The 14,440-nt window shown below is 74.2% G+C and carries 14 protein-coding genes; 4 read left to right on the top strand and 10 right to left on the bottom strand.

Annotation, left to right across the window (positions count from 1 at the left end; all coding sequences use genetic code 11):
- From ABFY07_RS14595 to ABFY07_RS14610, 4 genes are all read right to left on the bottom strand, one after another.
- A partial coding sequence (locus tag ABFY07_RS14595; protein ID WP_428836928.1) for a 2-oxoglutarate dehydrogenase E1 subunit family protein occupies positions 1 to 549 on the bottom strand: 549 nt, incomplete at its 3' end.
- A 275-nt stretch (positions 550 to 824) separates the two neighbouring features.
- Entirely contained in the window at positions 825 to 2,063 is a 1,239-nt protein-coding gene (locus ABFY07_RS14600; protein WP_346174916.1) for a sensor histidine kinase, read from the bottom strand.
- Positions 2,060 to 2,800: a response regulator transcription factor gene (locus ABFY07_RS14605; RefSeq protein ID WP_065964469.1), complete on the bottom strand. Its 741-nt coding sequence runs from the start codon at positions 2,798 to 2,800 to the stop codon at positions 2,060 to 2,062. The genes ABFY07_RS14600 and ABFY07_RS14605 overlap by 4 nt, the downstream gene beginning before the upstream one ends.
- Positions 2,801 to 2,901: 101 nt before the next feature.
- Positions 2,902 to 3,648, bottom strand: a complete 747-nt coding sequence (locus tag ABFY07_RS14610; RefSeq protein WP_346174917.1) for a spermidine synthase family protein — start codon at positions 3,646 to 3,648, stop codon at positions 2,902 to 2,904.
- Positions 3,649 to 3,854: 206 nt separating this feature from the next.
- On the opposite strand from ABFY07_RS14610, the gene ABFY07_RS14615 reads away from it, so the two are divergent.
- Positions 3,855 to 4,625, top strand: a complete 771-nt coding sequence (locus ABFY07_RS14615; RefSeq protein WP_346174918.1) for a rhomboid-like protein — start codon at positions 3,855 to 3,857, stop codon at positions 4,623 to 4,625.
- Here ABFY07_RS14615 and ABFY07_RS14620 read toward each other — a convergent pair.
- The 5 genes from ABFY07_RS14620 to ABFY07_RS14640 are packed head-to-tail and all read right to left on the bottom strand — an operon-like array spanning position 4,577 to position 9,378.
- Positions 4,577 to 5,239 carry a hypothetical protein gene (locus tag ABFY07_RS14620; RefSeq protein ID WP_346174919.1) on the bottom strand — a complete coding sequence of 221 codons (663 nt, stop codon included), beginning with the start codon at positions 5,237 to 5,239 and terminating at the stop codon, positions 4,577 to 4,579. The genes ABFY07_RS14615 and ABFY07_RS14620 overlap by 49 nt on opposite strands.
- Positions 5,236 to 6,747: a hypothetical protein gene (locus ABFY07_RS14625; protein WP_346174920.1), complete on the bottom strand. Its 1,512-nt coding sequence runs from the start codon at positions 6,745 to 6,747 to the stop codon at positions 5,236 to 5,238. The genes ABFY07_RS14620 and ABFY07_RS14625 overlap by 4 nt, the downstream gene beginning before the upstream one ends.
- Positions 6,748 to 6,764: 17 nt before the next feature.
- Positions 6,765 to 7,574 (bottom strand): ABC transporter ATP-binding protein, encoded by an 810-nt coding sequence (locus tag ABFY07_RS14630; RefSeq protein ID WP_346174921.1) that lies wholly within the window; start codon positions 7,572 to 7,574, stop codon positions 6,765 to 6,767.
- The gene (locus tag ABFY07_RS14635; protein WP_346174922.1) at positions 7,571 to 8,782 is read right to left on the bottom strand and encodes a zf-HC2 domain-containing protein; all 1,212 of its coding nucleotides are present in this window, start codon (positions 8,780 to 8,782) and stop codon (positions 7,571 to 7,573) included. Before ABFY07_RS14635 ends, ABFY07_RS14630 begins: the two co-directional genes overlap by 4 nt.
- Entirely contained in the window at positions 8,779 to 9,378 is a 600-nt protein-coding gene (locus tag ABFY07_RS14640) for an RNA polymerase sigma factor (protein ID WP_346174923.1), read from the bottom strand. Before ABFY07_RS14640 ends, ABFY07_RS14635 begins: the two co-directional genes overlap by 4 nt.
- A 172-nt stretch (positions 9,379 to 9,550) precedes the next feature.
- Here ABFY07_RS14640 and lon point away from each other — a divergent pair, with 172 nt between their 5' ends.
- A complete protein-coding gene (lon, locus tag ABFY07_RS14645; protein WP_346174924.1) occupies positions 9,551 to 11,971 on the top strand; it encodes an endopeptidase La in 2,421 nt (806 codons plus the stop codon).
- Positions 11,972 to 12,104: 133 nt separating this feature from the next.
- Entirely contained in the window at positions 12,105 to 12,695 is a 591-nt protein-coding gene (locus ABFY07_RS14650) for a Uma2 family endonuclease (RefSeq protein ID WP_346174925.1), read from the top strand.
- A gap of 85 nt (positions 12,696 to 12,780) precedes the next feature.
- On the opposite strand, the gene ABFY07_RS14655 is transcribed toward ABFY07_RS14650, so the two are convergent.
- Positions 12,781 to 13,623 (bottom strand): lysozyme, encoded by an 843-nt coding sequence (locus ABFY07_RS14655; RefSeq protein WP_346174926.1) that lies wholly within the window; start codon positions 13,621 to 13,623, stop codon positions 12,781 to 12,783.
- Positions 13,624 to 13,879: 256 nt separating this feature from the next.
- On the opposite strand from ABFY07_RS14655, the gene ABFY07_RS14660 reads away from it, so the two are divergent.
- Complete coding sequence (locus tag ABFY07_RS14660; protein ID WP_346174927.1) at positions 13,880 to 14,362, top strand: MarR family winged helix-turn-helix transcriptional regulator; 483 nt, start codon at positions 13,880 to 13,882, stop codon at positions 14,360 to 14,362.
- The last annotated feature ends 78 nt before the right edge of the window (positions 14,363 to 14,440 follow it).

Consider the following 14,440-nt stretch of genomic DNA (forward strand, 5'->3'; position numbering starts at 1 on the left):
CTCGAGGCTGGCGTTCATGTTCTTCGCGACGGCGGCGGCCGGGCCGCGCAGCGTGACGTCCTCCGGGCCGGCGGCCGGAGCGGCCGGCTCGGCGGCCTTGGCGGGCGCGGCCTTCGCGGGCGCGGCCTCGGCCAGGGCCTCGGCGGCCAGCTCCTGGGCGGCGGGCTTGGCCTCGGCCGCGGGCTTCGCCGGGGCCGGGGCGGCCTGCGGCGCGGCCTGGGCGGCGGGCTTCGCGGGCGCCGGGGCCGGCGCGGAGCCGTTGCTCACCGCCGTCGGCCGGTCGGCGCCGGGACCGGCCGCCCCCGCGGCGGACGGGCCCGGCGGAGCCGCGGCGGACTCGGCCACCGCGGAGCCGGTGTCCTGGCCCGGCTTGTAGTCGGCGAAGAAGTCCCACCAGGCTCGGTCGACCGAGTTCGGGTCCTGGAGGTACTGCTGGTAGATCTCGTCGACGAGCCACTCGTTGGGACCGAACGCGGCGGCAGGGTTACTCCCCTGCCCGTCCTGCTGGTCGGTCGAGACGCTCGAACTGTTGGGGGACTGTGGCGACACGGCGGCAACCGCCCTCTTCCGCTTCCTAAGGTGGTGGACAGCGGGAATAAAGGCTACGCCTCTTGGCCCCTTACGTGCAGGCCGCACTGGTCATCGTCGCGCAAGTCACATTGATCGGCTGGTTTCGCCGCTACGAGTGGCGGGAATCACCGCATGTTCTGCCCGGGTACGGGAACGCGAAAACGCGCCCACACCCCCGGGGATGTGCGCGTCTCACGCCCTCATCCGCTCGGATGTGCGCGACCCTCGACGTCTGTGCGCCGTTGGCGACGACTTTACGTCAATTTTGATCTACCCGGCAGGCTGACCTTGATCCGGCAGCCCCGCGGCGACTCGGCCACACCGATGCGCCCCCCGTGCAGATCGACCGCCCACCGCGCGATGGCCAGACCCAGACCCGTACCGCCGTCGCTGCCCTGCCCCGACCGGCGGCGCGCCCCCGGCTCCCCGCCCTGCGCGGACGGGCCGCCCCGGTTGAAGCGCTCGAAGACCCGGTGCCGCTCGGCCTCCGGGATCCCCGGGCCCTCGTCCAGCACCTCCAGCTCCAGGCTCTCCGGGCCCTCGCCGCGCCGCGCCCGCACCGTCACCCGGCCGTGCGCCGGGGAGTGCTTCATCGCGTTGTCGATCAGATTCGCGACCACCTGGTGGAGCCGCTCCGCGTCGGCGTACGCCGCCAGGTCGGACGGGAACACGTCCAGATTGAGGTGGACGTCCTTGCGGGCGTGCGAGCCGGAGCTGCCGTCCGCGTACGCGCCCTTGGCCATGCTGGCCTCCTTGAGGATCCCGGCCAGATACGGCCAGACCTCGAAGCGCCGCGCGTACAGCGGCACCACACCCTTGTCCAGCCGGGACAGGTCCAGCAGCTGCTCCACCAGCCGGCCCAGCCGCTCGGTCTGGCGCAGCGCGACCCGCATCGTCTCCGGATCGGCCTCCGAGACCCCGTCCACCACGTTCTCCAGGACCGCCCGGAGCGCCGCGATCGGGGTGCGCAGCTCATGGGAGACATTGGCCACCATCTCCTTGCGCTGGGTGTCCACCGCCTCCAGGTCGGCGGCCATCCGGTTGAAGGAGGTCGCCAGGGCGCCGAACTCGTCCCGCCGCTGGGCGGCGCTCACCCGCCGGGTGTAGTCGCCGTGCGCCATCGCCCGCGTGACCTCGGTCATCTCGTCCAGCGGGGCGGTCAGGCCGTGCGCCACGAACTGGGTGATCAGCAGCGAGGCGATGATCGAGAAGATGGTGATCACCCGCAGCTCGGTGTTCGAGTGCATCGCCGCGAACACCAGCAGCGTGGTGATGATCACCGAGCCGATGACCAGCGCGCCGAGCGCCGCCTTCACCGACCGGTACGGGTCGAAGGGCTTCAGCGCCTCCCACAGCCGGTCCCAGTGGCGGTCCCAGCGGCGATTCCAGTGCCGGTCCCAGGCGGCGCGCAAGGTCGCCTGCCAGCTCGCCCGCCGGCTCGCCCATCGGCCCGCGCGGCTCCATACGGCCGTCCAGCGGCCGGACGGCCTCATGCCGCCGGGGTCTCCAGGGCGTAGCCCACCCCGTGCACCGTACGGATCCGCTCCGCGCCGATCTTCCGGCGCAGCGCCTTGATGTGGCTGTCCACGGTCCGGGTGCCCGAGGCGTCGGCCCAGTCCCACACCTCCGCGAGCAGCTGCTCACGGGAGAGCACCGCGCGCGGCGTGTTGGCCAGGCACACCAGCAGGTCGAACTCGGTCGGGGTGAGGTGCACGTCCGTGCCGCGCACCCGCACCCGGCGCTGCGCGTGGTCGATCTCCAGCTCCCCCAGCCGCAGGATGCCGCTGCGCGGGGTGTGCGCGGCCAGGGCCGCCCGCTCCACCCGTCTGAGCAGCACATGCACCCGCGCCGCCAGCTCCCGCATGGAGAACGGCTTGGTCATGTAGTCGTCGGCGCCGACCCCCAGACCCACCAGCATGTCGGTCTCGTCGTCCCGCGCGGTGAGCATCAGCACCGGCACCGGGCGCCTGGCCTGCACCCGGCGGCACACCTCCAGGCCGTCGAACCCGGGCAGCATCACATCGAGCACGAGCAGATCCGGCTGCCACGCCTCGGCCGTGTCCACGGCCGCCGGGCCGTCCCCGGCCGTCTGCACCTGGAATCCCTCGGCGCGCAGCCGGGCCGCGATGGCGTCCACGATGGTCGGATCGTCCTCGACGACCAGGACCCGGCGCTGTGCCCCCGGAGTGGTCGTGGCGGCCCCGTTGTGGCTGCTGTGAGTCTGCTCCATGCGCCCGCCCCTGCTTTGTTCCGTAAACCGCGGCCCCCGGCTGGTCGATCGCCCGGCCGCGTGCGCTGGCAAGCAGCGTAAAGGCAGCGTACGCGGCTCGGCTACGCGCCTCGAACCGCGAGGTGAACCACGTCGGGGACACCTCGGGCAACGCTGATCTCTTCCGTCCGCACCCCCGTGAAACCGGCATTCCGTAGCGCTTCCTCGAAGGCCGGGGAGGGCTGGGCGGACCACACGGCGAGGACCCCGCCCGGCGAGAGGCGGTCCCGGCAGGCGGCGAGGCCGGCGGGGGAGTACAGGCCGCCGTTGTCCTCGGTGACCGTCCAGTCCGGGCCGTTGTCGATGTCCAGGCACAGCGCGTCGTAGGTGGCCGCGGACCCGCCCGGGCGCAGATGGGCGACCAGATCGGCCCGGACCACCTCCGTGCGCGGGTCGGCGAGCGCGGCCCCGGAGATCCGCCCCAGCGGGCCCGAGCGGTGCCAGTCGATGACCGCCTCCTCGCGCTCCACCACCACGATCCGGCCCCACCGCGGCTCGGCCGCCGCCTCCGCCAGCGAGAAGCCGACGCCCAGCCCCCCGATCAGCAGCGCGGGCGCCGGCCGGGCGGCGGGCAGCGCGTCCAGCGCGGCGTGGATCAGGAGACGCTCGGAGCGGCCGTCGGAGGTGTCCATCAGGAAGCACCCATTGGCGATGATCTCGAAGACGGGCGCCCCGGCGGCCGCCTCACCCTCCCGGCCCGCCCCGTCCCCGCCGCGCCGGCGCAGCACCACCTCGCCGTACGGACCCTCGCGGCGGTCGAGGGTCACGGGGCGGTCCCGGTCGGCGGCGGTGTCGTACGGCGGGTGCACGGGTCTCGAGGTCCTTCCGGTGCGCTGGGTCGGGCTCGTGGCCCCGAATCTACCGGGCGGGACGGCCGCGCTCCCCGGGCACGTCGGTCGCGGCTGTGGTGCCATTCACACATGCGGCGCCGGTGACATGGAGCGAGGCCCGGCCGTTGTTGTGGCCGTAAGCGGGCAGAAGAGCGGCGGGGGGCCGACGAGGAAGGAGCCCCGGCGTGACGTGGACGCGAGCGGTCGGCACGGGTGCCGCGGCGGGCGCCGACCCGGCGGTGCGGTCTTCCCATGTGGCGGAAGGCAGCCGCGCCGGGCGGGGCGGGCGCGCGGGGTGGTTGCCGGCCAGGGGGCCGGCGCGGGTGGTGCCCGGTCCGCGGGCGACGCCGTTCACCCTCTGCTACGCCCTGGTGCTGCTGGGCACCGGGCTGTTCTCCCACCTCGCCGATCCCGACCTGGTACGCGACCTGCTGGCCCACTCCAGCACCGACGTCGTGAACCTCGCCCACCGCCCGCTGCTGTCGCTCGTCGCCAGCGGGGTGTGGGTCGCGGGCGGGCTGCTGTCGCCCTACATCGTCGCGTTCCTCGTCGTCGTCGGCGCGCTGGAGCGGCGGCTGGGCGGGCTGCGGACCGCCGGGATCTTCCTGCTCGGCCACGTCCTGGCGACCCTGATGACCGAGCTGCCCGTGGCCGCCTCCGTGGCCGTCGGGCAACTGCCCGACAGCTCACTCCGGCGGCTCGACTACGGCATCAGCTACGGGCTGCTCGCGTGCGCCGGCGCGCTCGCCGGGCTGGTCCGGCCCTGGCTGCGCTGGACGCTGCTCGGCGGGATCACGGCGGCGCTCCTCGCCGACCTGGCGGAGTTCACCGATCCGCTCACCGACTGGGGCCACCTGCTCGCCCTCGCGATCGGCGTCCTCGCCTGGCCGTACGTCCGGCGGGCCGCTCAGCGGCGCGTGCCCGGGCCCTCCGGGCGGGCGCCGCGCAGCGCGTAGAGGCAGGTGCCCGCGGCGAACAGCGCCACCGCCGTCCACCACGCCGCCCGCTGCGCCCCCGGCTGCACCGACCAGGCCCACACCGCGCCGGCGCCGCCGGGCTCGGCCCGCCCGGCGAGGAACACCGCGCTGGTGTGCACCAGCATCGGCAGCCAGCTCAGCCGGGCCCCGATGAGCGCGGCGCCGAGCGCCGTCACCCCCACGGCGCCCAGGACGTTGCGGGCCATGGCGGCCGCCCCGTACGCCTGCGGCTCGCCCGGGACGGCCACCGCGAGCAGCCCCGCCGCCAGCGCGGTGAGCAGCAGCAGATGACAGCCGCGCCGGGACCACCAGGGGCGTACGGCGGTCCGGTCCAGCTCGTCGCCGTGGCTGTACAGGCCCACCCCGATCGCGGCGGCGACGAGCACCGGCGCGAGGACGAGGACGGGCAGCCGGGCCCGCGGCCCGGGGTCGGACCGGGTCAGGAGCCAGTCGGCGCACCAGGCGGTGCCGGGCGCGGCGGCGACCAGGACGGCGATCGTCATGGGCAGGGCGCGGGAGCGCGCGTACAGCAGCAGATTCGAGTTCAGGGGGCTGTTCGGGTTCAGGGGGCTGTTCGAGTGGCGGGGGCTCATGGGGCGCTCACCTCGTTCAGCCGGCAGGAGCGCGCGGCGGCGAAGTACTCGCCCAACCAGCGGGTGCGCTCACCGTCGGGCATGGTCTTCAGCCTCTTCAGCGTGCGGGTGAAGCCCGGTTCGGTCTCGCCGCGGGGCACGTTCTCGGGCCGGGGCATCGGCGCCAGCCACTCGGCCACGGCCTCGCTCAGGTCGCTGTAGCGGTCCGCGTCCGAGACGCCCCGGCAGTGCCGCGCCGTCGCGCCGAGGGCCGCGTTGGCCGCGAACATCTCCGGCTCGGCGATCCGGTTGCGCCGGAAGTACATGTCCCAGCCGGTGAGCGCCGCGTCGGCGCGGCGCGCCTGGGTGTCGACCGGGGCCTCGACGATGCGGGCGGGGGCGTTCGGCACGTCGCGCAGCTTCGCGGTCAGCCCGGCCAGCGCGCGGGAGGCGTCCGGCAGCATCCGGCTGTGCACCCGTGTCGCGCACACGCGCGGCGTCCCCTCGTCGCAGACCAGCGCCTCGTTCGCCGGGTCCGGGCGCCACAGGCCGTCGCCGGTCTGCGCGAGCAGGACGGCGGCGGTGGCCGCCGCGGCCAGCGGAGCGAGGGCCAGGGCGCGGGCGCGGCGGCGGGCGGCGTAGGCCAGCAGCGCGGCGGCCGCGAGGCCGGCCGTCCAGACCATCGAGACGGGCCCGAACCACCACACCGGCCGACCCCAGGTGGAGACGTGCTCCTTGCCGGGACTGAGCCAGGAGACGCCGGATTCCTGGTTGGAGAGGAGGAGTTCGACGTTGTACATGACCAGGGCCACCACGGGCGGGGCGAGACGCCAGGGCACGACCCGGCCCACCACGAACCCCAGCGCGGCGAGCGAACCGATCCCCGTCGCGTCGGCGACGATCAGCGACAGGTGGGGGCCGTCGCCGCCCGCGTACTGCCAGGTCCACGCCAGGCACACCACGGCCGTGAGCAGATACCCGGCCACCGGCCACACGACGGCGGGGGCCGCGGCCAGCAGGGCCTGCCGGAGCGGCGGGCGCGCCACGGTGGCCAGCAGCTCCTCCGTCCGCCGGCGCCGCTCCCGCCCGCCCTGCCAGCAGGCGACCGCGGCTGCCAGCGGCGCGCCGAGCACCAGCCCCGCGACGCGCAGCATGTTGGCGGTCTCCGTCCAGCCCGACAGCCAGTCGTCGGCCTTCGTGTACATGGTGAACAGCAGGACGGCCAGGGTCGCGGCGCCGGCGGGCAGACCGGCGCCGCGGCGGAGTTCGGTGAGCAGCGGGCGGGCGCGGCGCGGGGAGTGCGCGTGGCCCGGGCGCCGCGGCGCGCCGGCCGGGCTCAAGGGCTCGGCGGCTCGCCCCGTGCGGCCGTCGGTGTGGCTCGTGCGGCCGTCGGTGTGGCCCGTACGGCCGTCGGTGTGGCTCGTGCGGCCGTCGGTGTGGCTCGTGCGGCCGTCGGTGTGGCTCGTGCGGCCGTCGGTGTGGCCCGTACGGCCGTCGGCGTGGCCCCCACGGCCGTCGGCGCGGCTCATACGGTGGGTGGTCCGGCTCATCGGCCGACCCCCCATCCGGCGGAGCCGCCCAGCCCGGACCGGTGGTGGCGCAGTGCCACGGCGTACCCGCGCTCGATCGGGTTGTCGCCGAAGTCCTCCGCCCCCGCCTCGGCGGCGAGCGCGGCCAGCGCGTGCGGGGTGCCCCGGTAGGCCACCCGGCCCCCGCCGATGACCGTGACCTCGCTGCACGCCGCGGCGACGTCCTCCACCAGGTGGGTGGAGACGATCACCGTCGCGGTACGGCCAAGCTCCCGCAGCAGCGCCCGGAAGTCCACCCGCTGTTCCGGGTCCAGACCGGCCGTCGGCTCGTCCAGGAGCAGCAGCTCCGGGTCGTTGACGATCGCCTGGGCGATGCCGGCGCGCCGCACCATGCCGCCCGACAGGGTGCGGACCTTCGCGTCGATGCGGTCCGCGAGCCCGACCCGCGCGACCGCGCGTTCGACGGCGGCGGGGGCCTTGGCGCGCGGCACCTCCTTGAGCCACGCCATGTAGGCGACGAATTCGCGGACCGTGAACCCCGGGTAGTAGCCGAACTCCTGCGGCAGATAGCCCAGCCTGCGGCGCACGGAGGTCCGGTGCGCGGGGGCCGAGATGTCCCCGCCGAGCAGCTCCACCCGCCCGGCGGTCGGCGGGGCGACCGTCGCGAGGACGCGGATCAGGGAGGTCTTGCCCGCCCCGTTGGGGCCGAGCAGGCCGTGGACGCCGGTGCCGAAGGAGAGGTCCACGGCGTCGAGGGCGGTGGTCCTGCGGTGCCGGACGGTCAGCCCGTGTGCGGAGACGGGGTGGACGGAGACGGCGCTGGTCATATGCGCTCCAGGTGGTCGAAGGACGTGCGGCGCAGGGCCAGCAGCCCCGCGCAGACGGCCGCCGCGGCCGCCCAGCAGCTCTGGGCGGCGGGGCCGGAGAGGACGGTGGCGAGGGAGTCGGACAAGGCGTCCGCGAGCGAGGACTCCCCGCTCTCACCCGGGCCCGCGAGCAGCGCGGGGGCGCCGACGGCCAGCAGCCAGCCCGCGGTGACCGCGCAGGTGGCGATCCGGCAGCCGACGTACGAGGCGAGGGCGAGCGCGGCGAGCGTGAGCGCGAGCCCCGGCAACAGCCACGCCGGGGTGGCGGGCGCCCCGGCGGCCGCGGGCAGGAGCTGCCCGGCGAGGGTCAGCAGCGGCACGGACACGGCGAGCACCGACGCGGTACGGGTCAGCAGCAGCCGCAGCCCGCCGGACGGGGTGGACGCGGCCAGCTCGTGCATCGGGTCGGCGTGCCGCCCGTACGAGACGGCCACCCCGGCCGACGGCAGCACGGGCGCGAGCGCCAGCAGCAGCGGCCGCACGCCGGACATCCCGGCGGCCCGCGCGGCCCCGGCCGCGACCAGGCCCGTCACAAGCAGCGCGACCAGCCAAGGCCCCCGCACCGCGGGCCCCGCGGCCCACACCATCCACGCCCGGGGGTCCCGGAACGCCCCGCGGCGGCGTGCGCGGACACCGCCCGCGCCGCCGGGTTCCGGCCCGGCGTGCCGTGCCGCGACGGCTGTGCGGCCGTCGGCCGCCGGGGCCGGGGTTGGTCCGCTGTGCCGTGCCGCGGGCGTGTCGGCGTGCGCGGTCGGGGCCGGGGACAGGTCCCCGGCCAACTGGGGGGCAGGGGCTCGCCCGGCACGCCCGGCCGCCGCCGTGTCGGCGGGGGCTGCCGGGAGCCGGGGCACGGCCGGGGCGGGGCGGGGGGCCGAGGCCTCGGCCCCGGCGCCCGGGGCCTCCGCGGGTGCCGTCGCCTCCACCGGCGCGTCCGCCGTCGCGAAGGCGAGCAGTGCCGCGCGGACGTCCGCAAGGGCCGGGGCCGCCGCGCCCGCGCGTACGGCCGCGGAGACGCGGGCCGCGCAGGGCGCGCAGGCCTCGACGTGCTTCTCGACCGACCACGTGTCGGTCTCCGGCAGCGAGCCGTCGGCGTACGCGGCCGCCTGGGGCTGGGTCACGTGCCAGGCGGCGGCGGGCCCGCCGCGCCGGGTGGGTCGGGGGCGCTTCATGCGGTGCCTCCGAGGGCGTCCAGGAGGTGCGGGGGTGTGGCGCGCAGCTGGCTGAGCGCGGCGCGGAGTTCCCGGCGGGCCCGCTGGGCGCGGGTCTTGACCGTGCCTTCGGGGATGCCGAGGAACTGCGCGGCCTCGCGGGTGGTGAGCCCGTCGACGACCGTGGCGCGCAGGACGGCGCGCAGCTCGGGGGAGAGCCGGTCGAGGGCCGAGCCGACGTCGCCGTACTCCAGCGCGTCGAGCGCCCGCTCCTCCGCGGAGGGAGCGGTGGCGCGGGCCGGGTCCGGCTGGTGGCGGGCGTGGGCGGCCTGGGCCTCGGCGGTGCGGGCGGCGGCGCGCTGGGCGTCGACGAGGCGCCGGGCCGCGATGGTCCACAGCCAGCCGCCCGCCTCGCCGCCGCGGTGCGCGCCGGCCGTCCGCCAGGCCGTCACGAAGGTGTCCTGGAGGACCTCCCGTACCGTCTCGGGGTCCTGGCAGCGGCGCGTGAGGCGGGCGTGCAGCCAGCCGGCGTGCCGGTCGTAGAGCGCGGCGAGCGCCTGCGTGTCTCCCGTCGCGACGGCGCGCAGCAGCTCGCCATCGCTTCGGTCTGCCCCCATGGGGCGGAACAGTCTCACGCCCCTCTATCGCTTACCGAGGGGGTGTCGGTTCGCGTTCCCGCGAAATCCCCGCCGCCGGCTGATCGCTCAGAGCGAACACGGGCCCGGGAACATCCGCAGGCGCTCGTGCATTGAGCCTGTACAGCTCAACTTGCCTGCCGAAGGGGAGATCATGGCTTCGACGTCCACACCGCTCACCCTGCCCGTGCTGCCTCTCGATGACGAGGTGGTGCTGCCCGGCATGGTGGTGCCGCTGGACCTGTCCGACAGCGAGGTACGGGCCGCGGTGGAGGCCGCCCAGGCCGCCGCGCGATCAAGCGGGAGCGGCGGCGGGAAGCCGCGGGTGCTGCTGGTGCCGCGCATCGACGGGACGTACGCGGGCGTCGGCACGCTCGGCACCGTCGAGCAGGTGGGCCGGCTCTCCGACGGCGACCCGGGCGCGCTGATCCGCGGTGTGCGCCGGGTGCGCATAGGGGCCGGGACGACCGGCCCGGGGGCCGCTCTGTGGGTGGAGGGCACCCAGGTCGAGGAGATCGTCCCCGACCCGCTGCCCGGTGCCGTCGCCGAGCTGGTCAAGGAGTACAAGGCGCTGGCCACCAGCTGGCTGCGCAAGCGCGGCGCCTGGCAGGTCGTGGACCGGGTGCAGCAGATCGACGACGTCGGCCAGCTGGCCGACAACTCCGGCTACTCGCCCTTCCTGACCGTCAAGCAGCGCGTGGAGCTGCTGGAGACGGCCGACCCGGTGGCGCGGCTGAAGCTGGCCGTGGGCTGGCTCAGCGACCACCTCGCCGAGCAGGACGTCGCCGAGGCGATCGCCAAGGACGTCCAGGAGGGCGTGGACAAGCAGCAGCGCGAGTTCCTGCTGCGGCGGCAGCTCGAGGCGGTCCGCAAGGAGCTGGCCGAGCTCAACGGCGACCCGGAGGACGAGAGCGACGACTACCGGGCCCGGGTGGAGGCCGCCGACCTGCCGGAAAAGGTGCGCGAGGCCGCGCTCAAGGAGGTCGACAAGCTGGAGCGGGCCTCCGACCAGAGCCCCGAGGGCAGCTGGATCCGCACCTGGCTGGACACCGTCCTGGAGCTTCCCTGGAACGAGCACACCGAGGACGCGTACGACATCGCCGGTGCCAAGGCCGTCCTCGACGCGGACCACGCGGGCCTGGAGGACGTCAAGGAGCGGATCACCGAATACCTCGCGGTGCGCAAGCGCCGCGCCGACCGCGGCCTGGGCGTGATCGGCGGCCGCCGGGGCGGCGCGGTGCTGGCCCTGGTAGGGCCGCCGGGGGTCGGAAAGACCTCGCTCGGGGAATCGGTCGCCCGCGCGATGGGGCGGAAGTTCGTGCGCGTCGCGCTCGGCGGCGTCCGCGACGAGGCGGAGATCCGCGGCCACCGCCGTACGTACGTCGGCGCGCTGCCCGGCCGGATCGTCCGGGCGATCAAGGAGGCGGGCTCGATGAACCCGGTCGTCCTCCTCGACGAGATCGACAAGGTCGGCTCCGACTTCCGCGGCGACCCGGCCGCTGCCCTGCTCGAGGTCCTGGACCCGGCGCAGAACCACACCTTCCGCGACCACTACCTGGAGGTCGAGCTCGACCTGAGCGACGTGGTCTTCCTCGCCACGGCCAACGTCCTGGAGGCCATCCCCGAGGCGCTGCTGGACCGCATGGAGCTGGTGCGCCTGGACGGCTACACCGAGGACGAGAAGGTCACCATCGCCCGCGACCACCTGCTGCCCCGCCAGCTGGAGCGGGCCGGCCTGGAGCCGGGCGAGGTGGTCCTGGAGGAGGACGCGCTGCGCAAGCTGGCCGGGGAGTACACCCGGGAGGCGGGCGTGCGGACCCTGGAGCGGTCCATCGCCCGGCTGCTGCGCAAGGTCGCGGCCCAGCACGAGCTGGGCGAGCGGGAGCTGCCGTTCACGGTCGGCGTGGCCGAGCTGCGGCCGCTGATCGGCCGCCCGCACCACACCCCCGAGTCCGCCCAGGACCCGGCCGAGCGGCGCACCGCCGTGCCGGGCGTGGCGACCGGGCTCGCGGTCACCGGCGCGGGCGGGGACGTGCTGTTCGTCGAGGCGTCCCTCGCCGACCCGGAGACGGGCGGCGCGGGGCTGACCCTCACCGGGCAGCTGGGCGACGTCATGAAGGAGTCCGCCCAGATCGCGCTCTCCTTCCTGCGCTCGCACGGCGCGGAGCTGGAGCTGCCGGTCGGTGACCTGAAGGAGCGCGGCATCCACCTGCACGTCCCGGCGGGCGCGGTCCCGAAGGACGGCCCGAGCGCGGGCATCACCATGACCACGGCCCTGGCCTCGCTGCTCTCCGGCCGCCAGGTGCGCCCGGACGTGGCGATGACCGGCGAGGTCTCGCTGACCGGGCGGGTGCTGCCCATCGGCGGCGTCAAGCAGAAGCTGCTGGCGGCGCACCGGGCCGGGGTGACCACGGTGATCATCCCCAAGCGCAACGAGCCCGACCTCGACGACGTCCCCGCCGAGGTCCTGGAGAAGCTGGAGGTCCACCCGGTCTCGGACGTCCGCCGCGTCCTGGAACTGGCCCTCACCCCGGCGGCCGCCCCGGCCGCCCCGGAGGTCCCCCTGGCGGCGTGACGGACGCCATCGGGGCGATGGCCCGGGACTCCTGTTCGCACGGGAGTTCCGGGCCGTCCGTGTCCTGGGGGCCGTCGTATCGTTGTACCAACCGGTCGCGTGCATTCGAGCCGCGGCGGGGAGGAGCGGCACGGTGACCGTCATGGAGATTGACAGGATCGAGATGGCCGACAGCAGCGACGAGCTCACCTTGGACATGATGTTCGAGGCGCTCGAGAAGATGCCCGTCCCCGAGGGAATCAAGGTCGAGATTGTCGAGGGAAACATCTTCATGTCGCCGCAGCGGGACACCCACTGGGAGATCACCCTGGATATTGTCGAACAGTTGCGGACGCGGTATCCGCGAAAGCGGATCAAGTCGGACGTGCGGATCGACTACCCCGGTTGTCTCAACGGCTTCGCGACCGATGTAACGCTGGTCGCCGAGGACGCGGTCAAGGACTCCAAGGGCCATTGGCGCTATGAGGACGTGGAGTTCGTGGCCGAGGTGATCTCGAGGCGCACGAGCATGAATGATTACGGTCCCAAGAAGACTGCGTACGCCACCGCCGGAGTGCCCGTCTACCTGATCGCCGACCCGTACACCGGCCGGTGCCGGCTGTTCACCCAGCCCAAGGACGGCGAGTACCGGGCCGAGATGACCATCGATTTCGGCAGTGAGCTGGACCTGACCGACACCGTCGTCGGAATGACGCTCAAGACCGACGAATTCCCCCGGGACTGAGCGGCCCGAACGCCCGACGCCCCTCGCCGTACGGACAGCCGGATCCGTACGGCGGGGGGCGAAGCGCCTGGGTGGGGCAGGGGCGTCAGCCGTTGGCGAGGGCCTGGACCCGGTCCAGTGCGCCGTTGAACTTGTTGTGGTCGCCGACGGTCGCGCCCGAGGAGGTGTACTGCCAGATGGTGTGGAAGCCCCAGCCGGCCGGGAGTTCACCGACGGAGTCGCCGTAGCGCGGGATCCACAGCGGGTTGATGCTGCCGAAGGCGCTGGAGTTGCCCGTGCAGCTCTTCCACCAGCTCGTGGAGGTGTAGATCACCGCGTCGCGGCCGGTCAGTGACTTGTAGGTGTTGGTGAAGTCCTTGATCCAGCTCACCATCGAGCTGGCGCTCTTGCCGTAGCAGGTCGAACCGTAGGGGTTGTACTCCATGTCGAGCGCGCCGGGGAGCGTCTTGCCGTCCCGCGACCAGCCGCCGCCGTGGTTGACGAAGTACGTGGCCTGTGCGGCGCCGCTGGAGTTGTCCGGCAGGGCGAAGTGGTACGAGCCGCGGATCATGCCGACGTTGTACGACCCGGTGTACTGCTGCGAGAAGTACGGGTTGGTGTAGCTGGTGCCCTCCGTCGCCTTGACGTAGGCGAAGCGGACCCCGCTGTTCCAGAGCGTCGACCAGGCGACATTGCCCTGGTGGCTGCTGACGTCCACGCCCTCCGTCGTGGCGAGCAGCCCGGGCGGCTCGTCGCCGGTCGTGGAACCGCCTTCGTGCTTGAGTATCTGGGAGCCCGCCCAGTGGTCCTCCGGGTGGGGGACTTTCTTCCCGCTCTCGGCGGCCGAAGCCGTACCGGAGAGCGAGAAGCTCATGGTGAGGAGACCGGTGAGAATGCCGATGAGCGCGGTGAGGGCGCGCCGGGTCGTGCCAGGTCTGTGCTTGGGCATGGCTGCCTCCGAGGGCCTCGTGTGGGGAGAGGTGCACATGTCATTGGTATGGCCATGTCATGCATGACGCTACGGGCGTAGATACGCGGCGCGGAAGGGGGATGGGTTGCCGCCGTTGGTCTAATCCTGCGAAATACTGACGGAGCTGCGGCGACGAGCGCGCCTGGCAGAAACTTTCACGCCGTGAAAATCCGGAGAGGGCTCTGACGTGCACGACAACGGGGCATTGCCCCCCGAGGGGGGTGAGGGACGCACCATGGGCGGAATTGGTGTAGACCATGCATTCCTGGCTCTGGAGCGCGAATTGGCGGTTTTCCTGCGCCGAGCCCGCGCCTCTTCGGGCGAATTGGCCCGGGAAGTCCACCCGGACCTGGAATCCGCCGCGTACGGGCTGCTGATGCGGCTGGAAGACGCCGGCCGGCAGCGCGCCACTGATCTCGCGGCCTACTTCGGGGTCGGCAAGGCGACGATGAGCCGCCAGCTGCGCGCGCTGGAGGACCTGGGTCTGGTGGCGCGCACCCCCGACCCCGCCGACGGGCGGGCCTTCCTGGTTCAGTTGACGGAAGAAGGGCGGGCCCGGTTCCGTCGGGTGCGAGGCGCCCGGCGGGCGCGGTACGCGCGCCGCCTCGCGGCGTGGGAGCGCAGCGAGGTGGCCGAACTCGCCCGGCTGCTGCACCGGTTGAACTCGGTACAGCTCGCCGAGGAGCCCGGCCAGGGCACACGTCCGCCGCAGGAGTAGGGCTCTCATGTACGTCAGGATCGGCGAGCCGGGCCGATCCGGCGACGCGGGTGTGGCGACCGTGGTACGCGGCCCGGA

The organism is Streptomyces sparsogenes subsp. cuspidosporus (genome assembly GCF_039532705.1).
GTDB classification, from domain to species: Bacteria; Actinomycetota; Actinomycetes; order Streptomycetales; family Streptomycetaceae; genus Streptomyces; species Streptomyces sparsogenes.

Excerpts from the sequence above, each read along its gene's own strand:
- ABFY07_RS14600 (WP_346174916.1), bottom strand. The coding sequence starts at position 2,063 with ATGAGGCCGTCCGGCCGCTGGACGGCCGTATGGAGCCGCGCGGGCCGA.
- ABFY07_RS14605 (WP_065964469.1), bottom strand. The coding sequence starts at position 2,800 with ATGGAGCAGACTCACAGCAGCCACAACGGGGCCGCCACGACCACTCCG.
- ABFY07_RS14620 (WP_346174919.1), bottom strand. The coding sequence starts at position 5,239 with ATGAGCCCCCGCCACTCGAACAGCCCCCTGAACCCGAACAGCCCCCTG.
- ABFY07_RS14625 (WP_346174920.1), bottom strand. The coding sequence starts at position 6,747 with ATGAGCCGCGCCGACGGCCGTGGGGGCCACGCCGACGGCCGTACGGGC.
- ABFY07_RS14630 (WP_346174921.1), bottom strand. The coding sequence starts at position 7,574 with ATGACCAGCGCCGTCTCCGTCCACCCCGTCTCCGCACACGGGCTGACC.
- ABFY07_RS14635 (WP_346174922.1), bottom strand. The coding sequence starts at position 8,782 with ATGAAGCGCCCCCGACCCACCCGGCGCGGCGGGCCCGCCGCCGCCTGG.
- ABFY07_RS14640 (WP_346174923.1), bottom strand. The coding sequence starts at position 9,378 with ATGGGGGCAGACCGAAGCGATGGCGAGCTGCTGCGCGCCGTCGCGACG.
- lon (WP_346174924.1), top strand. The coding sequence starts at position 9,551 with ATGGCTTCGACGTCCACACCGCTCACCCTGCCCGTGCTGCCTCTCGAT.
- ABFY07_RS14655 (WP_346174926.1), bottom strand. The coding sequence starts at position 13,623 with ATGCCCAAGCACAGACCTGGCACGACCCGGCGCGCCCTCACCGCGCTC.
- ABFY07_RS14660 (WP_346174927.1), top strand. The coding sequence starts at position 13,880 with ATGGGCGGAATTGGTGTAGACCATGCATTCCTGGCTCTGGAGCGCGAA.